At 73.2% G+C, this 19,899-nt stretch carries 20 protein-coding genes, 1 pseudogene and 1 riboswitch; of the genes and pseudogenes, 9 read left to right on the forward strand and 12 right to left on the reverse strand.

The features are described 5' to 3' along the window. Positions 1-28: 28 nt before the first annotated feature. Both ACIRS1_RS33655 and ACIRS1_RS33660 read left to right on the forward strand, forming a co-directional pair. The gene (locus tag ACIRS1_RS33655; protein ID WP_402845973.1) at positions 29-430 is read left to right on the forward strand and encodes a hypothetical protein; all 402 of its coding nucleotides are present in this window, start codon (positions 29-31) and stop codon (positions 428-430) included. An 82-nt stretch (positions 431-512) separates the two neighbouring features. After that, the gene (locus ACIRS1_RS33660) at positions 513-2,150 is read left to right on the forward strand and encodes a DNA repair helicase XPB (RefSeq protein ID WP_360212638.1); all 1,638 of its coding nucleotides are present in this window, start codon (positions 513-515) and stop codon (positions 2,148-2,150) included. Between the two features lie 17 nt (positions 2,151-2,167). Here the strand turns inward: ACIRS1_RS33660 and ACIRS1_RS33665 are convergent, their stop codons facing one another. Then, the gene (locus tag ACIRS1_RS33665) at positions 2,168-2,326 is read right to left on the reverse strand and encodes a hypothetical protein (RefSeq protein WP_360212640.1); all 159 of its coding nucleotides are present in this window, start codon (positions 2,324-2,326) and stop codon (positions 2,168-2,170) included. A 399-nt stretch (positions 2,327-2,725) separates the two neighbouring features. On the opposite strand from ACIRS1_RS33665, the gene ACIRS1_RS33670 reads away from it, so the two are divergent. Next, on the forward strand, positions 2,726-4,777 hold the full coding sequence (locus ACIRS1_RS33670) for an ATP-binding domain-containing protein (RefSeq protein WP_360212642.1): 2,052 nt from the start codon (positions 2,726-2,728) through the stop codon (positions 4,775-4,777). A gap of 42 nt (positions 4,778-4,819) precedes the next feature. On the opposite strand, the gene ACIRS1_RS33675 is transcribed toward ACIRS1_RS33670, so the two are convergent. The 3 genes from ACIRS1_RS33675 to ACIRS1_RS33685 all read right to left on the reverse strand — a co-directional run bounded on the left by ACIRS1_RS33675 (position 4,820) and on the right by ACIRS1_RS33685 (position 6,999). Next, positions 4,820-5,506, reverse strand: a complete 687-nt coding sequence (locus ACIRS1_RS33675) for a copper homeostasis protein CutC (RefSeq protein WP_402845975.1) — start codon at positions 5,504-5,506, stop codon at positions 4,820-4,822. Positions 5,507-5,608: 102 nt separating this feature from the next. Next, a complete protein-coding gene (locus tag ACIRS1_RS33680; RefSeq protein ID WP_402845977.1) occupies positions 5,609-6,616 on the reverse strand; it encodes a hypothetical protein in 1,008 nt (335 codons plus the stop codon). Beyond that, positions 6,613-6,999: a PadR family transcriptional regulator gene (locus ACIRS1_RS33685; protein ID WP_387900782.1), complete on the reverse strand. Its 387-nt coding sequence runs from the start codon at positions 6,997-6,999 to the stop codon at positions 6,613-6,615. Before ACIRS1_RS33685 ends, ACIRS1_RS33680 begins: the two co-directional genes overlap by 4 nt. 64 nt (positions 7,000-7,063) lie before the next feature. Between ACIRS1_RS33685 and ACIRS1_RS33690 the strand changes: the two genes are divergently transcribed. Then, on the forward strand, positions 7,064-7,744 hold the full coding sequence (locus tag ACIRS1_RS33690; RefSeq protein ID WP_402845979.1) for a hypothetical protein: 681 nt from the start codon (positions 7,064-7,066) through the stop codon (positions 7,742-7,744). A gap of 41 nt (positions 7,745-7,785) precedes the next feature. On the opposite strand, the gene ACIRS1_RS33695 is transcribed toward ACIRS1_RS33690, so the two are convergent. From ACIRS1_RS33695 to thrC, 5 genes are all read right to left on the reverse strand, one after another. Continuing rightward, a complete protein-coding gene (locus ACIRS1_RS33695; RefSeq protein ID WP_360222922.1) occupies positions 7,786-8,142 on the reverse strand; it encodes a hypothetical protein in 357 nt (118 codons plus the stop codon). 107 nt (positions 8,143-8,249) lie between these two features. Continuing rightward, on the reverse strand, positions 8,250-9,872 hold the full coding sequence (gene groL / locus ACIRS1_RS33700; protein ID WP_045692318.1) for a chaperonin GroEL: 1,623 nt from the start codon (positions 9,870-9,872) through the stop codon (positions 8,250-8,252). 343 nt (positions 9,873-10,215) lie between these two features. Further along, positions 10,216-10,416 (reverse strand): cold-shock protein, encoded by a 201-nt coding sequence (locus ACIRS1_RS33705; RefSeq protein WP_360222925.1) that lies wholly within the window; start codon positions 10,414-10,416, stop codon positions 10,216-10,218. Between the two features lie 550 nt (positions 10,417-10,966). Next, positions 10,967-11,245, reverse strand: a complete 279-nt coding sequence (locus tag ACIRS1_RS33710; protein ID WP_360222928.1) for a MoaD/ThiS family protein — start codon at positions 11,243-11,245, stop codon at positions 10,967-10,969. Positions 11,246-11,285: 40 nt separating this feature from the next. Further along, positions 11,286-12,566: a threonine synthase gene (gene thrC, locus ACIRS1_RS33715; protein ID WP_360222931.1), complete on the reverse strand. Its 1,281-nt coding sequence runs from the start codon at positions 12,564-12,566 to the stop codon at positions 11,286-11,288. Between the two features lie 16 nt (positions 12,567-12,582). Beyond that, a riboswitch (SAM riboswitch) is annotated at positions 12,583-12,719 on the reverse strand. A gap of 148 nt (positions 12,720-12,867) precedes the next feature. Here thrC and ACIRS1_RS33720 point away from each other — a divergent pair. Both ACIRS1_RS33720 and ACIRS1_RS33725 read left to right on the forward strand, forming a co-directional pair. After that, positions 12,868-13,893 carry a glucosyl-3-phosphoglycerate synthase gene (locus ACIRS1_RS33720; RefSeq protein ID WP_360222934.1) on the forward strand — a complete coding sequence of 342 codons (1,026 nt, stop codon included), beginning with the start codon at positions 12,868-12,870 and terminating at the stop codon, positions 13,891-13,893. Positions 13,894-13,931: 38 nt separating this feature from the next. Continuing rightward, the gene (locus ACIRS1_RS33725; protein ID WP_402845982.1) at positions 13,932-15,416 is read left to right on the forward strand and encodes a trehalose-6-phosphate synthase; all 1,485 of its coding nucleotides are present in this window, start codon (positions 13,932-13,934) and stop codon (positions 15,414-15,416) included. A gap of 32 nt (positions 15,417-15,448) precedes the next feature. Here the strand turns inward: ACIRS1_RS33725 and otsB are convergent, their stop codons facing one another. Both otsB and ACIRS1_RS33735 read right to left on the reverse strand, forming a co-directional pair. Beyond that, on the reverse strand, positions 15,449-16,288 hold the full coding sequence (gene otsB / locus ACIRS1_RS33730) for a trehalose-phosphatase (RefSeq protein ID WP_396316894.1): 840 nt from the start codon (positions 16,286-16,288) through the stop codon (positions 15,449-15,451). 123 nt (positions 16,289-16,411) lie between these two features. Next, positions 16,412-16,672, reverse strand: coding sequence for a DUF3263 domain-containing protein (locus ACIRS1_RS33735; protein ID WP_360222943.1), 261 nt, complete (start codon positions 16,670-16,672; stop codon positions 16,412-16,414). Positions 16,673-16,739: 67 nt separating this feature from the next. On the opposite strand from ACIRS1_RS33735, the gene ACIRS1_RS33740 reads away from it, so the two are divergent. Beyond that, positions 16,740-17,090, forward strand: coding sequence for a cupin domain-containing protein (locus tag ACIRS1_RS33740; protein WP_360222946.1), 351 nt, complete (start codon positions 16,740-16,742; stop codon positions 17,088-17,090). Positions 17,091-17,141: 51 nt separating this feature from the next. On the opposite strand, the gene ACIRS1_RS33745 is transcribed toward ACIRS1_RS33740, so the two are convergent. Continuing rightward, positions 17,142-18,422 carry an extracellular solute-binding protein gene (locus ACIRS1_RS33745; protein WP_402845985.1) on the reverse strand — a complete coding sequence of 427 codons (1,281 nt, stop codon included), beginning with the start codon at positions 18,420-18,422 and terminating at the stop codon, positions 17,142-17,144. A 294-nt stretch (positions 18,423-18,716) separates the two neighbouring features. On the opposite strand from ACIRS1_RS33745, the gene ACIRS1_RS33750 reads away from it, so the two are divergent. Further along, positions 18,717-19,664, forward strand: coding sequence for an ROK family protein (locus ACIRS1_RS33750; protein WP_402845986.1), 948 nt, complete (start codon positions 18,717-18,719; stop codon positions 19,662-19,664). Beyond that, positions 19,661-19,899: pseudogene (locus ACIRS1_RS33755) on the forward strand (N-acetylglucosamine-6-phosphate deacetylase); the annotation flags it as partial. The gene ACIRS1_RS33750 and the pseudogene ACIRS1_RS33755, both read left to right, overlap by 4 nt.

Raw genomic sequence — 19,899 nt, forward strand, 5'->3', positions numbered from 1 at the left:
GAACCGGGGGATGGCGAGAGGAGGCATCATGCTCGGCGAGCAGATAGCGGAGTTGACCACCACCGAGACCGGTCGGCGCGTCCTGGCGACCGTCGGCGGCCCCGCCGTCGAGGTCTCGATGACCGGCACGGGACAGCTGCTGGGCGTCCCGGTCCGGGAGTTCGTCACCTACGAGTCGGAACTGCGGCCGGACGGCTCGCTGTTCGGCGAGGGCCAGGGCGTCGGCATGACCGAGAAGGGCGAGACCTACAGCTGGCACGGCAACGGCATCGGCCACTTCACCGAGGGCGGCGCCGTCAGGTGGCGCGGCAGCATCTACTTCGAGAGCGGCGCCGACACCTTCCAGCGCCTCAACGACCTCGTCGGCGTCTTCGAGTTCGAGAACGACCCCACCGGCACGGGCCGGTCCGTGCTGTACGAGTGGAAGTAGCCCGTCCCCGTTCCGCGCGGAATGCGCGACACTGGAGGGTCTGCGTCAGTCCAGCCTGTCAGCCAGTGGAGGGCACCCCCGCGTGAACGACGGACCGCTCATCGTCCAGAGCGACAAAACTCTTCTCCTGGAGATCGACCACCCCAGGGCCGCCGACTGCCGCCGTGCGATCGCGCCGTTCGCCGAGCTGGAGCGCGCGCCCGAGCACGTGCACACCTACCGGGTGACGCCGCTCGGGCTGTGGAACGCCCGCGCGGCGGGGCACGACGCCGAGCAGGTGGTGGACGCCCTGGTGACGTACTCGCGCTACCCGGTGCCGCACGCGCTGCTGGTGGACGTGGCCGACACGATGGGGCGGTACGGGCGGCTCCAGCTGCTCAAGCACCCGACGCACGGGCTGGTGCTCGCCACCACCGACCGGCCGGTGCTGGAGGAGGTGCTGCGCTCGAAGAAGATCGCCCCGCTGGTGGGGGCCCGGGTGGACCCGGACACCGTGGTGGTGCACCCGTCCGAGCGCGGCCAGATCAAGCAGGTGCTGCTCAAACTCGGCTGGCCCGCCGAGGACTTCGCCGGCTACGTGGACGGTGAGGCGCACCCGATCGACCTGGACGAGGACGGCTGGCAGCTGCGCCCGTACCAGGCGCAGGCCGTCGAGGGCTTCTGGCACGGCGGTTCGGGTGTCGTGGTGCTGCCCTGCGGCGCCGGCAAGACGCTGGTCGGCGCTGCGGCGATGGCGCACGCCAAGTCGACCACGCTGATCCTGGTGACCAACACGGTGTCGGCCCGGCAGTGGAAGCACGAGCTGGTCAAGCGCACCTCGCTCACCGAGGACGAGATCGGCGAGTACAGCGGCACGCGGAAGGAGATCCGCCCGGTCACCATCGCCACGTACCAGGTGATGACGACCAAGCGGAAGGGCGTCTACGCGCACCTGGAGCTGTTCGACGCCCGCAACTGGGGCCTGGTGGTCTACGACGAGGTGCACCTGCTGCCGGCGCCGGTGTTCAAGTTCACCGCCGACCTGCAGGCCCGCCGCAGGCTCGGCCTGACCGCGACGCTGGTGCGCGAGGACGGCCGCGAGGGCGACGTGTTCAGCCTGATCGGCCCCAAGCGCTTCGACGCGCCGTGGAAGGAGATCGAGGCGCAGGGCTACATCGCGCCCGCCGACTGCTGCGAGGTGCGGGTCACCCTGACCGACTCGGAGCGGCTGGCCTACGCGACCGCCGAGCCCGAGGAGCGCTACCGCTTCTGCGCCACCACGGCGACCAAGCGCCGGGTGGTGGAGGCGCTGGTGAAGAAGCACGAGAAGGACCAGACGCTGATCATCGGCCAGTACATCGACCAGCTGGACGAACTCGGCGAGGTCCTGGACGCGCCGGTGATCAAGGGCGAGACCAGCAACGCCCAGCGCGAGAAGCTGTTCGACGCGTTCCGCAACAAGGAGATCGGCGTGCTGGTGGTCTCCAAGGTCGCCAACTTCTCGATCGACCTGCCGGAGGCCACGGTGGCCATCCAGGTCTCCGGGACGTTCGGCTCCCGCCAGGAGGAGGCCCAGCGGCTGGGCCGGGTGCTGCGCCCCAAGGCGGACGGCCACGCGGCGCACTTCTACTCGGTGGTCGCCCGGGACACCGTGGACCAGGACTTCGCGGCCCACCGGCAGCGCTTCCTGGCCGAGCAGGGCTACGCGTACCGCATCATCGACGCGGACGACGTGCTGTAGCCGGGGCCCCGCGGGACTCAGTAACGGACACCGTCGCGCCCGAGGAAGACCACGCGCGCGGCGGTGTCCAGGGCGATGCCGAGGTTGCGGACGGCGGTGGCCAGCGGGTTGCGGTGCCGGCCGGGGACGGCGGTCGCGCCGGCGGGGGAGGCGGGGGTTCGGTTCGCTGTGCTCATGTGTTCCACGGTAGGCACCCGAACGGCCCAGGTCATCACTCCAAAGGCCGCATCCGCCGGGTCACGGGTCCTCCTGCGGGTGTACGGCCGCCCCCGAGACCTGCGGGGGCGGACCCCTGAGACCCGGCGGGGTCGGCCCCCCGGCGCCACCGGTCCGGGGCCCCTGGGACCCCCGGGACCTGCGGGGCTGGAACCCCCGGGCGCGCGGGTCTAAGATCGTCCGTCTGCCCCCTCCCGAACCGTGGTACCTGCTGAAGTCGCGCAGGCAGCCGGGGGAGGTGCCGACCGGACGAAGGGCCCCTCCTGCCCGTCGCCGGGCAAGGAGGGACGGTCGGCTGTCCCCACCGTGAGCTCCATCGATCCGCTGTGCCCGTCCGGGGCCAGCCGGGAAGGTTCGCCGTGCCCGCCACCCCCACCACCGACCCCCTCCAGCGCGAACGCGACCACCTGGCCGCGTCCCGGTCCGCGCTGCGCGCGATGCGCGAGGACGTCCAGGCACTGGACCTGCGCGACGTGACCGGCACCTGGGTGTCCGCCGTCGTCCTCCAGAACCAGATCGAGGCCCGGATCGCCGCCCTGGCCGACCTCGCGCACACCCCGCTGTTCTTCGGCCGCCTGGACTACCTGCACGCGATCAGCGAGGAGCTGAGCGAGGGCGGCGGCGGGGAGAGCTTCTACATCGGCCGCCGGCACGTCCACGACGCCGACGGCGACCCGATGGTGATCGACTGGCGCGCGCCGGTCTCCCAGCCGTTCTACCGGGCCAGCCGCACGGAGCCCCTGGACGTCGAGCGCCGCCGCCGCTTCGGCTACACCGGCGGCGAGCTCACCGCGTACGAGGACGAGCACCTGAGCGACCCGGCCGAGACGGACACGGCCTCCGCCCTGCTCGCGGCCGAGATCGAGAAGCCCCGCGTGGGCCCGATGCGCGACATCGTGGCCACCATCCAGCCGGAGCAGGACGAGATCGTCCGCTCGGACGTCACGGGCACCATCTGCGTCCAGGGCGCCCCGGGCACCGGGAAGACGGCCGTCGGCCTGCACCGCGTCGCGTTCCTGCTGTACGCGCACCGCGAGCGGCTGGCCCGCACCGGCACGCTGGTGATCGGGCCGAACAACGCGTTCCTCTCCTACATCGAGCAGGTGCTGCCGGCGCTGGGCGAGCTGGACGTCGCCCAGGCCACCGTGCAGCAGCTGGTCGGGCACGTCGAGGTCCGGGGCGAGGACACCCCGGAGGCGGCCCGGCTCAAGGGCGACGCGCGGCTGGCCGAGGTGCTGCGCCGGGCGGTGCGGGCCGGGATCACGCTGCCCACCGAGCCCTGCGTGGTGGTCCGCGGCTCCCGCCGCTGGCGCGTCCCGGCGTACGAACTCGTGGAGATCATCGAGGAGTTGAAGGGCCGCGAGATCCGCTACGGCGCCGCCAGGGACGCCCTGCCGCAGCGGATCGCGCACGCGGTGCTGCTGAAGATGGAGCAGGGCGGCGAGGCACCGGACGACCGGGTGCAGGACGCGGTGGCCCGCAACGCCGCGGTCAAGGCGGTGGTGAAGGAGTGCTGGCCGGCGGTCGACCCGGCCAAGCTGGTGCTGCGGCTGCTCTCCGAGCCGGCGTTCCTGGCCGAGTGCGCGGAGGGCCTGCTGACCCCCGAGGAGCAGCTGGCGGTGCTCTGGCCCAAGCCGGGCCGCTCGGTGCGGACCGCCCGCTGGACGCCGGCCGACGCCGTCCTGGTCGACGAGGCGACGGACCTCGTGCAGCGCACTCCCTCGCTCGGCCACGTGGTGCTGGACGAGGCGCAGGACCTCTCCCCGATGCAGTACCGGGCGGTCGGCCGCCGCTGCACCACCGGCTCGGCGACCGTCCTCGGCGACCTCGCCCAGGGCACCACCCCCTGGGCGACGGCGAGCTGGCCGGACGCGCTGCGCCACCTGGGCAAGCCGGACGCCCACGTCGAGGAGCTGACCAAGGGCTTCCGGGTGCCCGAGGAGGTCATCGCGTACGCCTCGCGGCTGCTCCCGGCGATCGCCCCGGGGCTGGCCCCGGCATCCTCCGTCCGCGAGGCTCCGGGCTCCCTCGTGGTGCGCCGCGTCGAGGAGGACGGCTCGACGGAGGCCGTGCTCGCGGCCTGCCGGGAGGCGCTGGAGCACGAGGGCTCGACCGGGCTGATCGCCGCCGACGCCCGGATCCCGCGGCTGGCCGAGGCGCTGACCGCGGCCGGGCTGCCGCACCTCTCCCCCGGTGAGGAGACCAGCGAGCAGGCCCGGCTGACCCTCGTGCCGGCCTCGCTCGCCAAGGGTCTGGAGTACGACTACGTGGTGCTGGACGAACCGGCCGCGGTGGTCGCCGGCGAGCCGGACGAGCGGACCGGACTGCGCCGGCTGTACGTGGCGCTGACCCGTGCCGTCTCCGGCCTGACGGTGCTGCACAGCGAGCCGCTGCCCGAGCAGCTGCGCTGACGGGGCAGGGTCGGCCCCGCCGGGGCCGACCCCGGTGCCCGCTCAGGCGTCGATCAGCGCCCGCCACTCGGCCACCTTGGCGGCGTCGACCGGCGTGTCCCAACCGGCGACCCGTACCGCGCCGCCGACGTGGAAGGCGTCGAAGCCCTCGGCCCGCAGGCCCTTGAGGTGCTCGGCGCGCAGGCCGCCGCCGATCAGGATCCGCTGCCCGTACCCGGGCTCGCCGGCCCGGGCGGCTTCGGCCCGCAGCACCTCCCGCCCGGCGTCCACCCCGGCGGCCGCGCCGGAGGTCAGGAAGGTGTCCAGTCCGGGCAGCGAGCCGACGGCGGCCCGCAGGGCGGCCCGGTCGGCGCTGTGGTCGATCGCCCGGTGGAAGGTCCAGCGGCAACCGGCGACGGCCTCCGCGACGGCCTCGGTGGCAGCCCGGTCGACGGCGCCGTCGGCGTCGAGGAAGCCGAAGACGAACTCCTCGGCGCCCTCGGCGCGCAGTGCGGCGGCCCGGGCGGCCAGCACGTCGAGGTCGCCCGGGGCGAAGCCGTCCCTGATCCGGAGCATGACCCGCAGCGGGATGCCGACCGCGGCCCGGATCCGGGCGAAGTCCTCGACGGACGGGGTGAGCCCGTCCGCGGCCATGTCGGTGACCAGTTCGAGGCGGTCGGCGCCGCCCGACTCGGCGGCCTGGGCGTCCTGGGGCGTCAGCGCGATGACTTCGAAAATTGGTCTAGACATGCCGGACAGCCTGCCACATCGCCCGGCCCCCGGCGAGACCCGGGCGCCCTCCCTGCGACGGGACCGGGGCGCCCCCTCAAGGGGCCGCCCGGCCCCTGGTGGTCACGCCAGGCCGGGCCGCTCCTCGACCCCGTCGCCACCACCCACGCCGCCACCCACGCCGTCACCGGGGCCGGCGCCCCGGCCACCACCACGGCCGGCCGCGCGCACGGCCACCGCCACCAGCACCAGCAGGCCCGCCGCCGGCGCCACGACCGGCAGCACCTGCGAGATCCCGCGGCCCTCGCGCCAGATGTTGAACAGGCCCGCGAAGGTGGTCAGCGACAGCACCGCGACCCCGATCGCGGCCGGCACCACCCGGCCCCGCAGCGCGGTGAAGGTCAGCAGCAGCGGCACGAGCAGCAGCAGCACGAACCACTGGACGTCCAGCGGGAAGTTCGTGTCGTCCCAGCGCTGCAACGCGACCAGCAGCCCTCCCCCGGCCACCGAGGCCAGCACCACGCCCCGGGTGCGCCAGTCGGGTGCGGGCAGCAGCGCGGTCGGCGCCGCCAGCAGCAGCACCGCGGCCACCGCGGCCGGCAGGGTCGCCATCCCGACGTACCCGGCCCACCAGAGGTCGAACACCGGCCGGACGAGCGCCTGCGCCAGGACGCCCAGCCCCATGACGGCCTGCACCACCGCGATGACCCGCACCGCCGTCCAGCGCCCCAGCAGCGCCGCCACCGCGAGCAGCAGCGCGACCACCGGCGGCGCGATCGTCTGGGCGTAGGTGCCGTACGAGTGGTCCCAGGTCAGCTTCCAGGCGGCCCGGTCCGGGTCGAGCACCCACGGCACCAGCCCGGCCCCGGCCAGCGCGCCGGCGACCATCGGCGCGGCCAGCGCGAGCACCCGCCCCAGCACCGAGGAGCCGGTCAGCCCGAGCCGCACCCGCAGTCCGTACAGCGCGAGGTCGAACACCTCGCGGGCGACGGCGGAGCGGCCGGCCTCCGCCGTGGTGTCGGCGAAGACCGCGGCCATCTCCTCGCCGCGCTCCCGGCGGTAGTGCGCCGGGTAGAGCTGCAGCGCGGCCCGCAGCGCCGCCGAGGGCGCCCCCAGGATCGGTGTGGTCATGCGAAACGCCCCCTCTTCGTGGACCTCCCCGGCGACTCCGCCGGCTTCCCCTGCAGCATCGAGCGGACCGCCGAGAGCCGGCGCTCCGCCTCGGTGGCCACCGCCCGCAGCCGCTCGGCCTCGGTGGCGAGCGCGGTCCGGCCGGCGGCGGTCAGGGCGTAGCTGCGCCGGGCCCGGCCGTCCACCACCTCCTCGGCCGCGACCTCGATGAGCCCCTGCTGCAGCAGGCGGTCGAGCGCGCCGTAGAGCGTGCCGGTGCGCATCGTGACCCGGCCGTCCGAGATGGCGGCGATCTCCTGGATGAGCGCGTAGCCGTGTCTGGGGGCGTCGGCGAGTGCGGTGAGCAGCAGCAGCGTGGGCTCCTGCATCGAGCGTTCAGTCATGTGACTACATATATCGTCGATCTACCTATCGGTCCAGTGCGACGGCACCGCGAGAATGGCCCCCATGCCCATCACCGAGGAACGCGCCGGGGACCACACCGACGACCGCGCGGACGCCCTGCTCGCCGACTGGACCGCGTTGCTGCACCGCTGTGCCGCCACCGAGGACCCCGAGCCGTACGGCCGGGAGCTGCTGCGCCGCTGGGCCGAACCGCAGCGCCGCTACCACACCCCCGAGCACCTGCGGGCCGTGCTGCGGCACGTCGACGAGCTCGCCGGGCATGCCGCCGACCCGGACGCCGTCCGGCTCGCGGCCTGGTTCCACGACGCCGTCTACCGGCCCGACCGCTCCGAGAACGAGGAGCGCAGCGCCGCCCTGGCGGTCCGCGCGCTCACCGCCGCCGGCCTGCCCGCCGCGCGGGTGGCCGAGGTCGAACGGCTGGTCCTGCTCACCGTCACGCACCGCCCCGAGCCGGGCGACCGCGACGGCGAGGTGCTCTGCGACGCGGACCTCGCCGTGCTCGGCGGCAGCCCCGGGGCGTACGCCGCGTACACGGCCGCCGTCCGGGAGGAGTACGCCTTCGTCCCGGAGCCCGACTTCCGCGCCGGCCGGGCGGACGTCCTGCGCCGGCTCCTCGCGCTGCCCGCGCTCTACCGCACCCCGGCCGCCCTGGCCCGCTTCGACGCCCCGGCCCGCGCCAACCTGGCGGCCGAACTGGACCGGCTGGCGTCCGGCGGGGCCTGAGAACGACGCCCGCTGATCCGACGTGATCCGAAAGACACGCCCTAGGCGAGTCCCCCGACCGGCGCGACCACCGCACCGTGCTTGCCGCACACCCAGTGCGGCTCGGGCCCCAGCTCGGGCTCCACGCTGAGCGCGTGCGGGTCGCCGTCGGCGGCGCAGTCGGCGCACAGCGGCCAGCGGCCGTAGGCCTCCAGCAGCGCGTCCTGGACGTCCTGGGCGACCAGCCCGAGCACGTACTCGGTGCCGTCCGGCCACTGCTCGAGCCACCAGCGGCGGTGGGTCACGGCCTGTTCGACCAGCGAGACGACGGCGGCGTCCGCCACGTCCCGCGCGGTGAGGTCGGCCAGGATCAGGGCCCGCGCGTTGTGCAGGGCGGTCTCGATGTCGTCGGAAGCCATCTGTCCATTCTCCGGTAGTGCGCCGCTGGAACGCCGTGTGGGCGGCCCCCCGAAGGGGACCGCCCACACGATCGGGATTCGACCGATCCGATCTCAGGAGATCAGGATCAGAAGTCCATGTCACCGCCCGGCATGCCGCCGCCGGCGGCCGCGGCGGCCTTCTCCGGCTTGTCGGCGATGACGGCCTCGGTGGTGAGGAACAGCGCCGCGATGGAGGCGGCGTTCTGCAGCGCGGAGCGGGTGACCTTGGCCGGGTCGATGATGCCCGCGGCGACCAGGTCGACGTACTCGTTGGTGGCGGCGTTCAGGCCGTGACCGGCGGGGAGGTTGCGCACCTTCTCCACCACGACGCCGCCCTCGAGGCCGGCGTTGGTCGCGATCTGCTTGATCGGGGCCTCGAGCGCGACCTTGACGATGTTGGCACCGGTGGCCTCGTCGCCGTCCAGCTCCAGCTTGTCGAAGGCGACACCGGCCTGCAGCAGCGCGACGCCACCACCGGCGACGATGCCCTCCTCGACGGCGGCCTTGGCGTTGCGGACGGCGTCCTCGATGCGGTGCTTGCGCTCCTTGAGCTCCACCTCGGTGGCCGCGCCGGCCTTGATGACGGCCACGCCGCCGGCCAGCTTGGCGAGGCGCTCCTGGAGCTTCTCGCGGTCGTAGTCCGAGTCGCTGTTCTCGATCTCGGCGCGGATCTGGTTCACGCGGCCCGCGACCTGCTCGCTGTCGCCGCCACCGTCGACGATGGTGGTCTCGTCCTTGGTGATGACCACCTTGCGGGCGGTGCCCAGCAGGTCGATGCCGGCGTTCTCCAGCTTGAGGCCGACCTCCTCGGAGATCACGGTGCCACCGGTGAGGATGGCGATGTCGCCGAGCATGGCCTTGCGGCGGTCGCCGAAGCCCGGGGCCTTGACGGCGACGGACTTGAAGGTGCCGCGGATCTTGTTCACGACCAGGGTCGACAGGGCCTCGCCCTCGACGTCCTCGGCGATGATGACGAGCGGCTTGCCGCTCTGCATGACCTTCTCCAGCAGCGGCAGCAGGTCCTTGACCGAGCCGATCTTGGAGTTGGCGATGAGGATGTACGGGTCCTCGAAGGTCGCCTCCATGCGCTCCAGGTCGGTCGCGAAGTAGGCGGAGATGTAGCCCTTGTCGAAGCGCATGCCCTCGGTGAGCTCGAGCTCCAGACCGAAGGTGTTGCTCTCCTCGACGGTGATGACGCCTTCCTTGCCGACCTTGTCCATGGCCTCGGCGATCAGCTCGCCGATCTGGGTGTCGGCGGCCGAGATGGAGGCGGTGGAGGCGATCTGCTCCTTGGTCTCCACGTCCTTGGCCTGGGCCAGCAGCTGGTCGGAGACGGCGGCGACGGCCTTCTCGATGCCGCGCTTCAGGGCCATCGGGTTGGCGCCGGCGGCGACGTTGCGCAGACCCTCGCGAACCAGGGCCTGGGCGAGCACGGTGGCGGTGGTGGTGCCGTCACCCGCGACGTCGTCGGTCTTCTTGGCGACCTCCTTGACGAGCTCCGCGCCGATCTTCTCGTACGGGTCCTCGAGCTCGATCTCCTTGGCGATGGAGACACCGTCGTTGGTGATCGTGGGGGCGCCCCACTTCTTCTCCAGCACGACGTTGCGGCCCTTGGGGCCGAGCGTGACCTTCACTGCGTCGGCGAGCTGGTTCATGCCACGCTCAAGGCCGCGGCGAGCTTCCTCATCAAAGGCGATGATCTTGGCCATCAGAAGTGGTCCTCCGGGACACGGTCGACTGCTCGGACCAAGGGGTGCCCGCGACGGACGGCCCTGGTGTGCGGGGGTCTTTTCCCCTACCGCTCCCGGGGGCCTCACCGACCCGGTCCGCTGTCACTCTCACGCTGTGAGTGCTAACGCCAATGATTAGCACTCCGGGTGGTCGAGTGCAAGCCCAATCGCGATCCCGCGAGCCGTCCGGCGCGATCCCGGGGGCCCCCGCAACTCCCGCCCGGGAACGCCGACGGGCCCGCACGACGCGTGTCGTACGGGCCCGCCGAGAAGCGAGTGGTCACCAGCCGTGGGCCGCGCCGAGCTCCTGGAGCCGAAGAGGTCAGACCGAGCGGACCATGTCCGCCTGCGGGCCCTTCTGTCCCTGGGAGATCTCGAACTCGACCCGCTGGCCCTCCTCGAGGGTGCGGTAGCCGTCCATCTGGATCGCGCTGTAGTGGACGAAGACGTCCGCACCACCGTCGACCGCGATGAAGCCGTAGCCCTTCTCCGCGTTGAACCACTTGACGGTGCCCTGAGCCATTCCGAACTCCCCTAGTGCTGTGCTGGCCCTTCACGCGCCCGCAGGTCGCGGGCCCGGGTCTGGTTTGGAGGCCGGCCCGGGGAACCCCCCCTGGGCGCAGCCGTGCACGCCGCAATCCTCCGCCGGGGCGCCTGACGGCATCCTGTGAGCGGCTGACTACGTCGACCGCCGCTGAATGTATCCGGATCGACGCCCTCTGCAACAGGGTCAACTGCGGGGAATTCCGGGTGCGCACCAGGGGACACTGCGGGCGGAATCGGAATGAACTCGGCATTTGACGCCGGACATAGCGGACGAATTACTACAGATCACCGCGCGAATTCTGACATCGGCCTGACATGTTTCGCAGCGCCGGGGCTCAGCGGGTCTCAACGGCCGGACGGCGGTCCGGCGAATCGCGGGGGAGGATGAAGAGAATCCCTGTTCCCAGCCGAGCCACACTCTACTCCGACTCCACCGGGATATATTCCCGCCGAAATGCGCACGGCCGCCCGCGCGCACGGAGAGCGGAATTCCGTGCGCGCGGGCGGCCGGCCCGGGCGGGTGCGGCTCAGCAGCCGCCGGCCACCGCCGGGATGATCGAGACGCCGGCGCCGTCCGCGACCTCCGTCGCCAGGCCGTCGGCGAAGCGCACGTCGTCGTCGTTCACGTAGACGTTGACGAAGCGGCGCAGCTTGCCGGTGTCGTCCAGGATGCGGGCGGAGATGCCCGCGTGGTTCTTCTCCAGGTCGGCGATGACCTCGCCGAGGGTGGCGCCCTCGGCGCTCACCTCGGCGGCGCCGCCGGTGTAGGTGCGCAGGATGGTGGGGATGCGGACGTTGACGCTCATGGCTCTCCTAGCGGGGGTGCGGCCCAGCGGGTGGGGTGGTTCAGGCGGACGCGAGGCCGGCGTCGCGGAAGGACGCCAGGGTCGGGCGGATGACAGCGGTCATGCCGGCCCCGGCGACGGCGTCCAGGGTCTTCAGGCCGTCGCCGGTGTTGATCGCGACGGTCTCCTTGGCCGGGTCGAGCTGGCCGGTCTCCACCAGCTTCTTCAGCACGCCGACGGTGACCCCGCCGGCGGTCTCGGCGAAGATGCCCTCGGTCCGGGCCAGCAGCCGGATGGCGTCCACCACCTCGGCGTCGGTGACGTCCTCGACGGCGCCGCCGGTGCGCCGGGCGATGTCCAGCACGTACGGGCCGTCCGCCGGGTTGCCGATCGCCAGCGACTTGGCGATGGTGTCCGGCTTGACCGGCCGGATCACGTCCTGGCCGGCCTTGAACGCGGCCGACACCGGCGAGCAGCCCGCCGCCTGGGCGCCGAAGACCTTGTACGGCCGGTCCTCGACCAGGCCGAGCCTGATCAGCTCCTGCAGACCCTTGTCGATCTTGGTCAGCTGGGAGCCCGAGGCGATCGGGATGACGATCTGCTCCGGCAGCCGCCAGCCGAGCTGCTCGCAGATCTCGTACGCCAGCGTCTTGGAACCCTCCCCGTAGTACGGGCGCAGGTTGACGTTGACGAAGCCCCAGCCCTCACCGGCCGGGTCGCCGATCAGCTCCGAGCAGAAGCGGTTCACGTCGTCGTAGTTGCCCTCGATGCCGACCAGCTCGCCGCCGTACACCCCGGCCATGACGACCTTGCCCTGCTCCAGGTCGTGCGGGATGAACACGCAGGACCGGAACCCGGCCCGGGCCGCCGCCGCGCCCACCGCACCGGCCAGGTTGCCGGTCGACGAGCAGGACAGCGTGGTGTAGCCGAAGGCCCGGGCGGCCTCGATGGCGCAGGCCACCACCCGGTCCTTGAAGGAGTGGGTGGGGTTGCCCGAGTCGTCCTTGACGTGCAGCGGGGCGGTGAAGCCGAGCTCGCGGCCCAGGTTGTCCGCCTTCACCAGCGGGGTCCAGCCGGGGTTCAGGTTGGGCTTCGAGGCGACGTCGGCCGGCACCGGCAGCAGCGGGGCGTAGCGCCAGATCGAGGTGGGGCCGGCCTCGATCCGCTTGCGCAGCTCCTCGGCCCGCTCGCCGCCGAACTCGTAGGCGATCTCCAGCGGGCCGAAGCACTCCAGGCAGGCGAAGCTCGGACCGAGCGGGAAGCGGGTGCCGCACTCCCGACAGGACAGGGCGGCGGCGGGGCCGAGGTCCACGGATGCGGGTGCGACGGTGTCGATAGCCATGATGGCGAGGCCTCTCTCCTCATCTTCCCCGTGGCGCGGTCGCGCCACAGGCCGGAATTGGCACCTGTCCCGCCGGGGCCTGTACGACGACAGCCGAGCGAGAAGGTTGCCGGGACGTCAACGGGCCGTTCCCTCAGTCCCTCTGGATGAGCTTGTGAAATTGTGGTGGCGCTCAACGGTGACCCCGGCGTGCAAAGGTCCGACCGCTGTACGAAGACTGTATCCGAAGGCGTCAACGCCGAACGGGACCGTCCGCCACGCGAGATGACGCGTCCCACCCGATCCCGCCGAGGAGAGTCACGTGCCCGCCGAACCGATCCCCGCGCTCCTCCCGCAGGCGGCGTCCTGGCTGCGCCGCCGCTCGTGGAGCGCGGCCGACCGGCCGGTGCGCACCCTGCTGGAGGCCAAGCGCCGCACCGGTCACACGGTCAGCGTGGTGCTCCCCGCCCTCGATGAGGAGGCCACCGTCGGCGACATCGTCCGGACGGTCCGGCGCGAGCTGATGGAGCGCGTCCCGCTGGTCGACGAGCTCGTCGTGGTCGACTCCGGCTCCACCGACGCCACCGCCGCCGTCGCGGCGGGGGCGGGCGCCCGGGTGGTGCACCGCGACGCCGTCCTGCCGCGGATCCCGGCCGTCCCCGGCAAGGGCGAGGTGCTCTGGCGCTCACTGCTGGTGACCCGCGGCGACATCGTCTGCTTCGTCGACGCCGACCTGCGCGAGTTCGACCCGGCCTTCGTCTCCGGCATCCTCGGCCCGCTGCTCACCGAACCGGACATCCAGCTGGTCAAGGCCATGTACGACCGCCCGCTGGAGGTGTCGCTCGACGGCTCGGCCACGGGTGGCGGCGCCGTCGTGCCGTCCGGCGGCGGCCGGGTCACCGAACTGGTCGCCCGCCCGCTGCTGAACCTGCACTGGCCGGAACTCGCCGGTTTCGTCCAGCCGCTGGGCGGCGAGTACGCCGCGCGCCGCTCGCTGCTCGAACGGCTCCCCTTCCCGACCGGCTACGGCGTCGAGCTCGGCCTCCTGGTGGACGCGCTGGAGGCGGTCGGACTGGACGCCCTCGCCCAGGTGGACGTCGGGGTCCGGCACCACCGGCACCAGGACGGCCAGGCGCTCGGCCGGATGGCCGCCACCATCTACCGCACCGCCCTGGAACGGCTCGACCGCACCCACCGGCTGAAGGCCTCCGCCGACCTGGTCCACCCGCTGCTGACCCAGTTCACCCGGGACCCGCGGACCCGGGAGTTCACCGCCCACACCCACCCGGTGACGGCCGTCGAGCGCCCCCCGATGCACACCGTGCCCGAGTACGCGACCCGGCACTGAGGGGTTTGCCGCCCCGGGGCCACGGCAACGTACCAACCATGGGCGATCTCACGACCGAACGTTCGAGCGCGACCGGCACCGCCCCCGTCCTGGTGGCCTCCAACCGGGGACCGGTGTCGTTCGGAACCGCTGACGACGGCACGCTGACCCTCCGGCGCGGTGGCGGGGGCCTGGTCTCCGGCCTCTCCGCCATCGACGACCCGAACGCCGTCTGGGTCTGCGCCGCCCTCGGCGCGGCCGACCGCAGAGCAGCCGCCGAGGCCCCGGATGGCCGCCTCGACCGCGCCGGGCACGACGTCGGCGGACAGGCCGTCCGGATGCTCGACATCGACCCGGACACCTTCGCCCGCGCCTACAACGGCGTCGCCAACTCCACCCTCTGGTTCGTCCACCACCTGCTGTACGCGACCCCGACCGCCCCCTCCTTCGACGCGGACTTCCGCACCGAGTGGGCCGCCTACACGGCGTACAACACCGCCTTCGCCGAGGCCCTCGCCGCCGAGGCGGCCCCCGGCGCCGCCGTCCTCGTCCAGGACTACCACCTGTCGCTGACCCCGGCCCTGCTCCGCGCCGCCCGCCCCGACCTGCGGATCGGCCACTTCTCGCACACCCCCTGGGCGCCGCCGGACTACTACCGGCTGCTGCCCGACGACGTCGCCCGGGCCGTCCTGACCGGCATCCTGGGCGCCGACCGGGCCGGCTTCCTCACCCGGCGCTGGGCGCTCGCCTTCGCCGACTGCTGCGAGGAGCTGCTGGGCGCCGTCGTCGACCGCGAGGCCCTCACCGTCACCCTCCCCGGGCCCTCGGCCGGGGAGACCCGGACCACCCGGCTCGGCGTCCACGCGCTGGGCGCCGACGCCGACTTCCTGCGCGAGCGCGCCCACCGCCCCGACGTGGACGAGCGCCTGGCCGTCCTGCGGGAGGCCGTCGGCGGGCGCCGCACCATCGTCCGCGTCGACCGCACCGAGCTGAGCAAGAACATCGTCCGCGGCCTCCAGGCCTACCGGCACCTGCTGCGGACCCGCCCCGAGTGGCACGACCGGGTGGTGCACATCGCCTTCGCCTACCCGTCCCGCACCGACCTCGCCGAGTACCGGGCCTACACCGCCGAGGTCCGGCGGCTCGCGGGGGAGATCGACGCCGAGTTCGCCACCGACACCTGGAAGCCGCTGATCCTGCACGTCGACGACGACTTCCCGCGTTCCCTGGCCGCCTACCGGCTCGCCGACGTCGCCCTGGTCAACCCGATCCGGGACGGCATGAACCTGGTCGCCAAGGAGGTCCCGGTGGTCTCCGACCACGGCTGCGCCCTGGTGCTCTCCCGCGAGGCCGGCGCGCACGCCGAGCTGGCCGAGGACGCCCTGACCGTCAACCCCTACGACGTCATCGCCACCGCGGACGCCCTGCACGCGGGCCTCACCATGGCGGAGGAGGAGCGCGCCGACCGCACCAAGCGCCTCGCGGCGGCGGCCACCGCACTCCCCCCGCAGCAGTGGTTCCTGGACCAGCTCGACGCGCTGTGAGCGACCGGCTCGACACGCCGTGAGCGACCGGCTCAGTGCGCCGTGAGCGCCAGGGCCAACCCTTCGAGCAGCTCCACCACGCCGGCCGGGCCCGGGACCACCAGGTCCGCCCGGTCGGCGAGTTCGCGCACCGGCGCGTCCCCCACCGCGCCGCTGCACACCAGCAGGCCCGCCAGACCCTCGCCGCGCAGCTCCTCCACCGCCGCGAAGGCCGCCACGTCCCCGAGGTCGTCGCCCGCGTACAGCACCGACCGCGCCGCGCGCTCACGCAGGAAGCCGGTCAGCGCCGCCCCCTTGTCGACCCCGGGCGGCCGCAGCTCCAGCACCAGCCGCCCGGGCTCCACCACCAGCCCGAGCCCCGCCGCGAGCTCGCCGACCGGCCCGCGCAGCAGCTCCAGCGCCTCCTCGGGCGCGTCCGTGCGCCGGGTGTGCACCGCCAGCGAGCGCCCCTTGTCCTCCACCCACGTCCCGTCGGGCGCCCCCGTCTCGGCCAGCAGTCCGGGCAGCGCCGCCCTGGCCCGCACCACCCCGGGGTGCACCGGCGGCGCGCTCACCTCGCCGTCCTCCCAGCGCTCGGCGCCGTAGTGCCCGAGCACCACCACCCCGGGGAGCCCGGCCAGGCCCCCGTACTCCACCGCCAGGGCGGCCGGGCGGCCGGTCACCACCACCACGGCCCGCACCCGCGGGCCCAGGGCCCGCAGGGCGGCCACCACGCCGGGATGCGCCCTGGCCCGGTCCGGGTCCGGCACGATCGGCGCCAAGGTCCCGTCGAAGTCCAGGGCGATCACCGCGCCCCCGGGCGCCTCCAGGATCGCCCGCACTCCGTCCCGCCCGGCCGCAGTGACCGGCGTCCACGTCTCTTCGAAGCCCATGCCCGAGCCATACCCCGCTGCCCGACTCCCACCCAACCCGTCCGGCGGCACCCACCGCGAGCGGCGCGGCGCAGCGCGACCGGCGCGACGCGACGTGGCGCGGCGCGGCGCGGCCCACGCGGTTCAGCGCGCGGCCCGGCGAGCCTCCCGGATCCGCCGCAGCCGGTTCACCAGCACCGGCGCGTGCGCCAGGGCCTCCGGCCGGTCCAGCATCGCGTTCAACAGCTGGTAGTACCGGGTGGAGGAGATCCCCAGCTCCTCCCGGATCGCCCGCTCCTTCGCCCCGGCCGTGCGCCACTGCCGCCCCTCCAGCGCCAGCACCGCCACGTCCCGCTCACTCAGCTCGCCCACCAGGACACCTCCGCCCTCACTACGGAGTGTCATTCTCGCGCGGAACCCCGACACACTCTGCGTCCTCCGCGCACTTGGCACCCCGGATAGCGTCGGCACCATGACCACGCCCAGCTTCGCCGTGCACATCCCCACCGCCGACCTCGAACCCGACCCGCTCGACCCCGCGCAGATCGTCTCCGGCTCCCCGGAGGTCTCCGGGAGGGTCCTCGCCGAGTCCCCCGACGGCCGCCAGCTGCGCGGCATCTGGCAGATCACCCCGGGCGTGGTCACCGACGTCGAGGCCGACGAGATGTTCGTGGTGCTCAGCGGCCGGGCCACCATCGAGGTCGAGGGCGGCCCGACCCTGGAGGTCGGCCCGGGCGACTGCGCGGTGCTGCGCGAGGGCGACCGGACCACCTGGACCGTCCACGAGACCCTCCGGAAGGCCTACGCCATCACGCTCCCGTAGGGCCCGTCCTCGAACCCGCGTCCGCGGGGCGGCTCCCCCACCGGCCCGGGTTCACTTGCGGACCCGGGCCGCCTCCTTGACCGCCGCGTCCTGCAGGCCGGTGAGCACCTGCTTCGGGTCCCCGGTGACGGCCTGCCCGATGCCGGCCTTGATCCGGTTACTGACGTCGCCCCAGGCCGGGTCCCCGAAGGGGTAGAAGCTGGCGTTGCCGAGCCCGGCGGCGAACTGCTTCAGGTCCTCGTGCTTCGGGTCCGAGGTCATCTGCGCGAACGCGTCCTGGGTGACCGGCAGCAGGTTGTACTGCTCGTCGAACTTCAGCTGGTACTCGCGGGTGTAGGCGAAGGACAGGAACTTCTTGATCTCGTTCTTGTGCCCGTTGGCCTTGAACGCCATCATCCAGTCCGCGACGCCGAGGCTCCCGGTCTTGGTCACGCCGTCCTTCTTCGGGATCGGCGCGGTGCCGAAGTCGATCTTCCCGGCGGTCGCCATCCGCAGCAGCGTCGGGTGCCCGTTCAGCATCGCGACCTTCCCCGCCGCGAAGTCCTGGAACACCGGGGTGCGGTTCATCCTGCCCGGGTCGGCGTAGGTCAGCCCGGTGGCCACCAGGTTGCTCTTCAGCCAGCCGAAGGTGGCCTGGTTCTGGTTGCTGTCGATGGTGTAGTTGCCGACGTCGTCGGAGAGGCTGCCGCCGCCGCTGAGCGTCCACAGCATGGACTCGGCCGGGGCCTCCTCCGGTCCGAGCGGCAGCCCGTACGGGGTCACGCCCGGCACCTTGGCCTTGATCTTCTCGGCGGCCTGGCGCAGCTCGTTCCAGGTGGCCGGCGGCTGGGTGATGCCGGCCTGGCGGAAGACCGCCTTGTTGTAGAAGAGCACCCGGGAGGACGAGACGAACGGGATGCCGTACTGCGTGCCGAGCACCTGGCCGGCGTGCGAGAAGGTGTCCAGGAACTTGGCCTGGGTGTCCATCGAGAGCACGTCGCCGGCCGGGTAGAGCCGGTCCGCGGCGACCTGGTCGGCGAAGCCGCCGGTCTGCAGCAGGTCGGGGGACTTGCCGGCCGCGATCATGTCGTCGACCTTCTTGCCGATGTCGGTCCAGCTGTCGACCTCGACGTCGACCTTGATCCCGGGGTTCGCCGCCTCGAAGCCGCGCGCGACCTCGTCCCAGTACCGCTTGGAGCCGGTGTCGGCGTTCTCCCCGTAGTCGGCTGCGACCAGCTTGAGGGTGACCGTCCCGTCGCCCTGCCCGCCGCACGCGCTGACCGCGGTGAGCACCAGCGCGCCGGCCAGCGTGGTGCCGAGGACACGGGTGGGAACGTGGGCGCGCCTGTTCAACGCGGGTACCGCCTTCGGGGGGAGGACTGCGGCCGAACGGGGGAATCCGGCAGGGGGGAGGCGGCAACACTGCCAAATCGAGCGGGCGGTGGTCCACACCACTACGCCGGGCCCGCCGAGTAGTTATCGAAGTGCGGAGGTCGTTGCACGATGCGCAACAGGAGGTGACCGCGCGCCGCCCGGCGCAAAGCCCCGCACACCGCCCGCAGCTGCGACAAAGCTCACCCGTTCTGGACCAGACCAATCCGACAACTGGACTAGACCTCTTCTACCAGCCAGGGGAAACTGTCCTCCGTGAAGCACGTCATCGCACTCGATGTAGGCGGCACCGGCATGAAGGCCGCGCTGCTCGCCCAGGACGGCTCCGTGCTGTTCGAAGCACGCCGACCGACCGGGCGGGAGCACGGCACGGACGCCGTGGTCGCCGCCATCCTCGACTTCGCCGCCGACCTCGCGGACGAGGGGCGCAGCCGCTTCGGCGTCGCCCCGCTCGCCGCCGGCGTCGCCGTCCCGGGCACGATCGACGAGAGGAACGGCATCGCCGTCTACTCCGCCAACCTCGGTTGGCGGGACCTCCCGCTGCGCAGCCTGCTGGGCGAGCGGCTGGCCGGCCCCGACGGCTCCGCGATGCCGGTCGCGCTCGGCCACGACGTGCGCTCCGGCGGCCTCGCCGAGGGCCGGATCGGCGCCGGCCGCGGTGTCGACCGCTTCCTGTTCATCGCCCTGGGCACCGGCATCGCCGGCGCCATCGGCATCGGCGGCCGGATCGAGGCCGGCGCGCACGGCTACGGCGGCGAGATCGGCCACGTCGTGGTCCGCCCCGGCGGACCGCAGTGCGGCTGCGGCGCCCGCGGCTGCCTGGAGACGCTCGCCTCCGCCTCCGCCGTCTCCCGCGCCTGGGCCGAGGCCTGCGGCGACCCCGACGCCGACGCAGCATCCTGCGCCGCCGCGGTGGACGCCGGGGACGCCCGCGCGCTCGCGGTCTGGCAGCGCGCCGTCGACGCCCTCGCCGACGGCATCGTGCTCGCCCAGAGCCTGCTCGACCCGTCCACGGTGATCGTCGGCGGCGGGCTGGCCGAGGCCGGCGACACCCTCCTCACCCCGCTGCGCGCGGCGGTCACCGAGCGCCTGACCTTCCAGATGCCCCCGAAGGTCGTACCGGCCATGCTCAAAGACACCGCCGCGTCCCTGGGCGCCGGCCTGCTCGCCTGGGATCTGCTCACCTTGGAGGTGACCGCGTGACCGCGGACCGCATCACTCTGGCCGGCGCCCGGCTGGTCCTGCCCGGCGGCGTCGTCGAGGGCGGCCGACTCACCGTCGAGGGCACCGCCATCGCCGGCCTCGGCGGCGAGCCCGAGCCCGGCGACCTCGACCTCACCGGACACACCCTCGTCCCCGGCTTCGTCGACCTGCACGTCCACGGCGGCGGCGGCGCCTCCTACGCCTCCGGCATCGCCGAGGAGGCCCTGCACGCCGC

The sequence above is a fragment of the Kitasatospora sp. NPDC101176 genome (assembly GCF_044768035.1).
In the GTDB taxonomy this organism is placed as follows: Bacteria; Actinomycetota; Actinomycetes; order Streptomycetales; family Streptomycetaceae; genus Kitasatospora.

Coding starts and splice junctions, on each gene's coding strand:
- ACIRS1_RS33655 (WP_402845973.1), top strand. CDS start 29: ATGCTCGGCGAGCAGATAGCGGAGTTGACCACCACCGAGACCGGTCGG.
- ACIRS1_RS33690 (WP_402845979.1), top strand. CDS start 7,064: ATGCCCATCACCGAGGAACGCGCCGGGGACCACACCGACGACCGCGCG.
- groL (WP_045692318.1), bottom strand. CDS start 9,872: ATGGCCAAGATCATCGCCTTTGATGAGGAAGCTCGCCGCGGCCTTGAG.
- ACIRS1_RS33685 (WP_387900782.1), bottom strand. CDS start 6,999: ATGACTGAACGCTCGATGCAGGAGCCCACGCTGCTGCTGCTCACCGCA.
- ACIRS1_RS33725 (WP_402845982.1), top strand. CDS start 13,932: ATGGGCGATCTCACGACCGAACGTTCGAGCGCGACCGGCACCGCCCCC.
- thrC (WP_360222931.1), bottom strand. CDS start 12,566: ATGGCTATCGACACCGTCGCACCCGCATCCGTGGACCTCGGCCCCGCC.
- ACIRS1_RS33740 (WP_360222946.1), top strand. CDS start 16,740: ATGACCACGCCCAGCTTCGCCGTGCACATCCCCACCGCCGACCTCGAA.
- otsB (WP_396316894.1), bottom strand. CDS start 16,288: ATGGGCTTCGAAGAGACGTGGACGCCGGTCACTGCGGCCGGGCGGGAC.
- ACIRS1_RS33705 (WP_360222925.1), bottom strand. CDS start 10,416: ATGGCTCAGGGCACCGTCAAGTGGTTCAACGCGGAGAAGGGCTACGGC.
- ACIRS1_RS33680 (WP_402845977.1), bottom strand. CDS start 6,616: ATGACCACACCGATCCTGGGGGCGCCCTCGGCGGCGCTGCGGGCCGCG.
- ACIRS1_RS33710 (WP_360222928.1), bottom strand. CDS start 11,245: ATGAGCGTCAACGTCCGCATCCCCACCATCCTGCGCACCTACACCGGC.
- ACIRS1_RS33695 (WP_360222922.1), bottom strand. CDS start 8,142: ATGGCTTCCGACGACATCGAGACCGCCCTGCACAACGCGCGGGCCCTG.
- ACIRS1_RS33735 (WP_360222943.1), bottom strand. CDS start 16,672: ATGACACTCCGTAGTGAGGGCGGAGGTGTCCTGGTGGGCGAGCTGAGT.
- ACIRS1_RS33675 (WP_402845975.1), bottom strand. CDS start 5,506: ATGTCTAGACCAATTTTCGAAGTCATCGCGCTGACGCCCCAGGACGCC.
- ACIRS1_RS33665 (WP_360212640.1), bottom strand. CDS start 2,326: ATGAGCACAGCGAACCGAACCCCCGCCTCCCCCGCCGGCGCGACCGCC.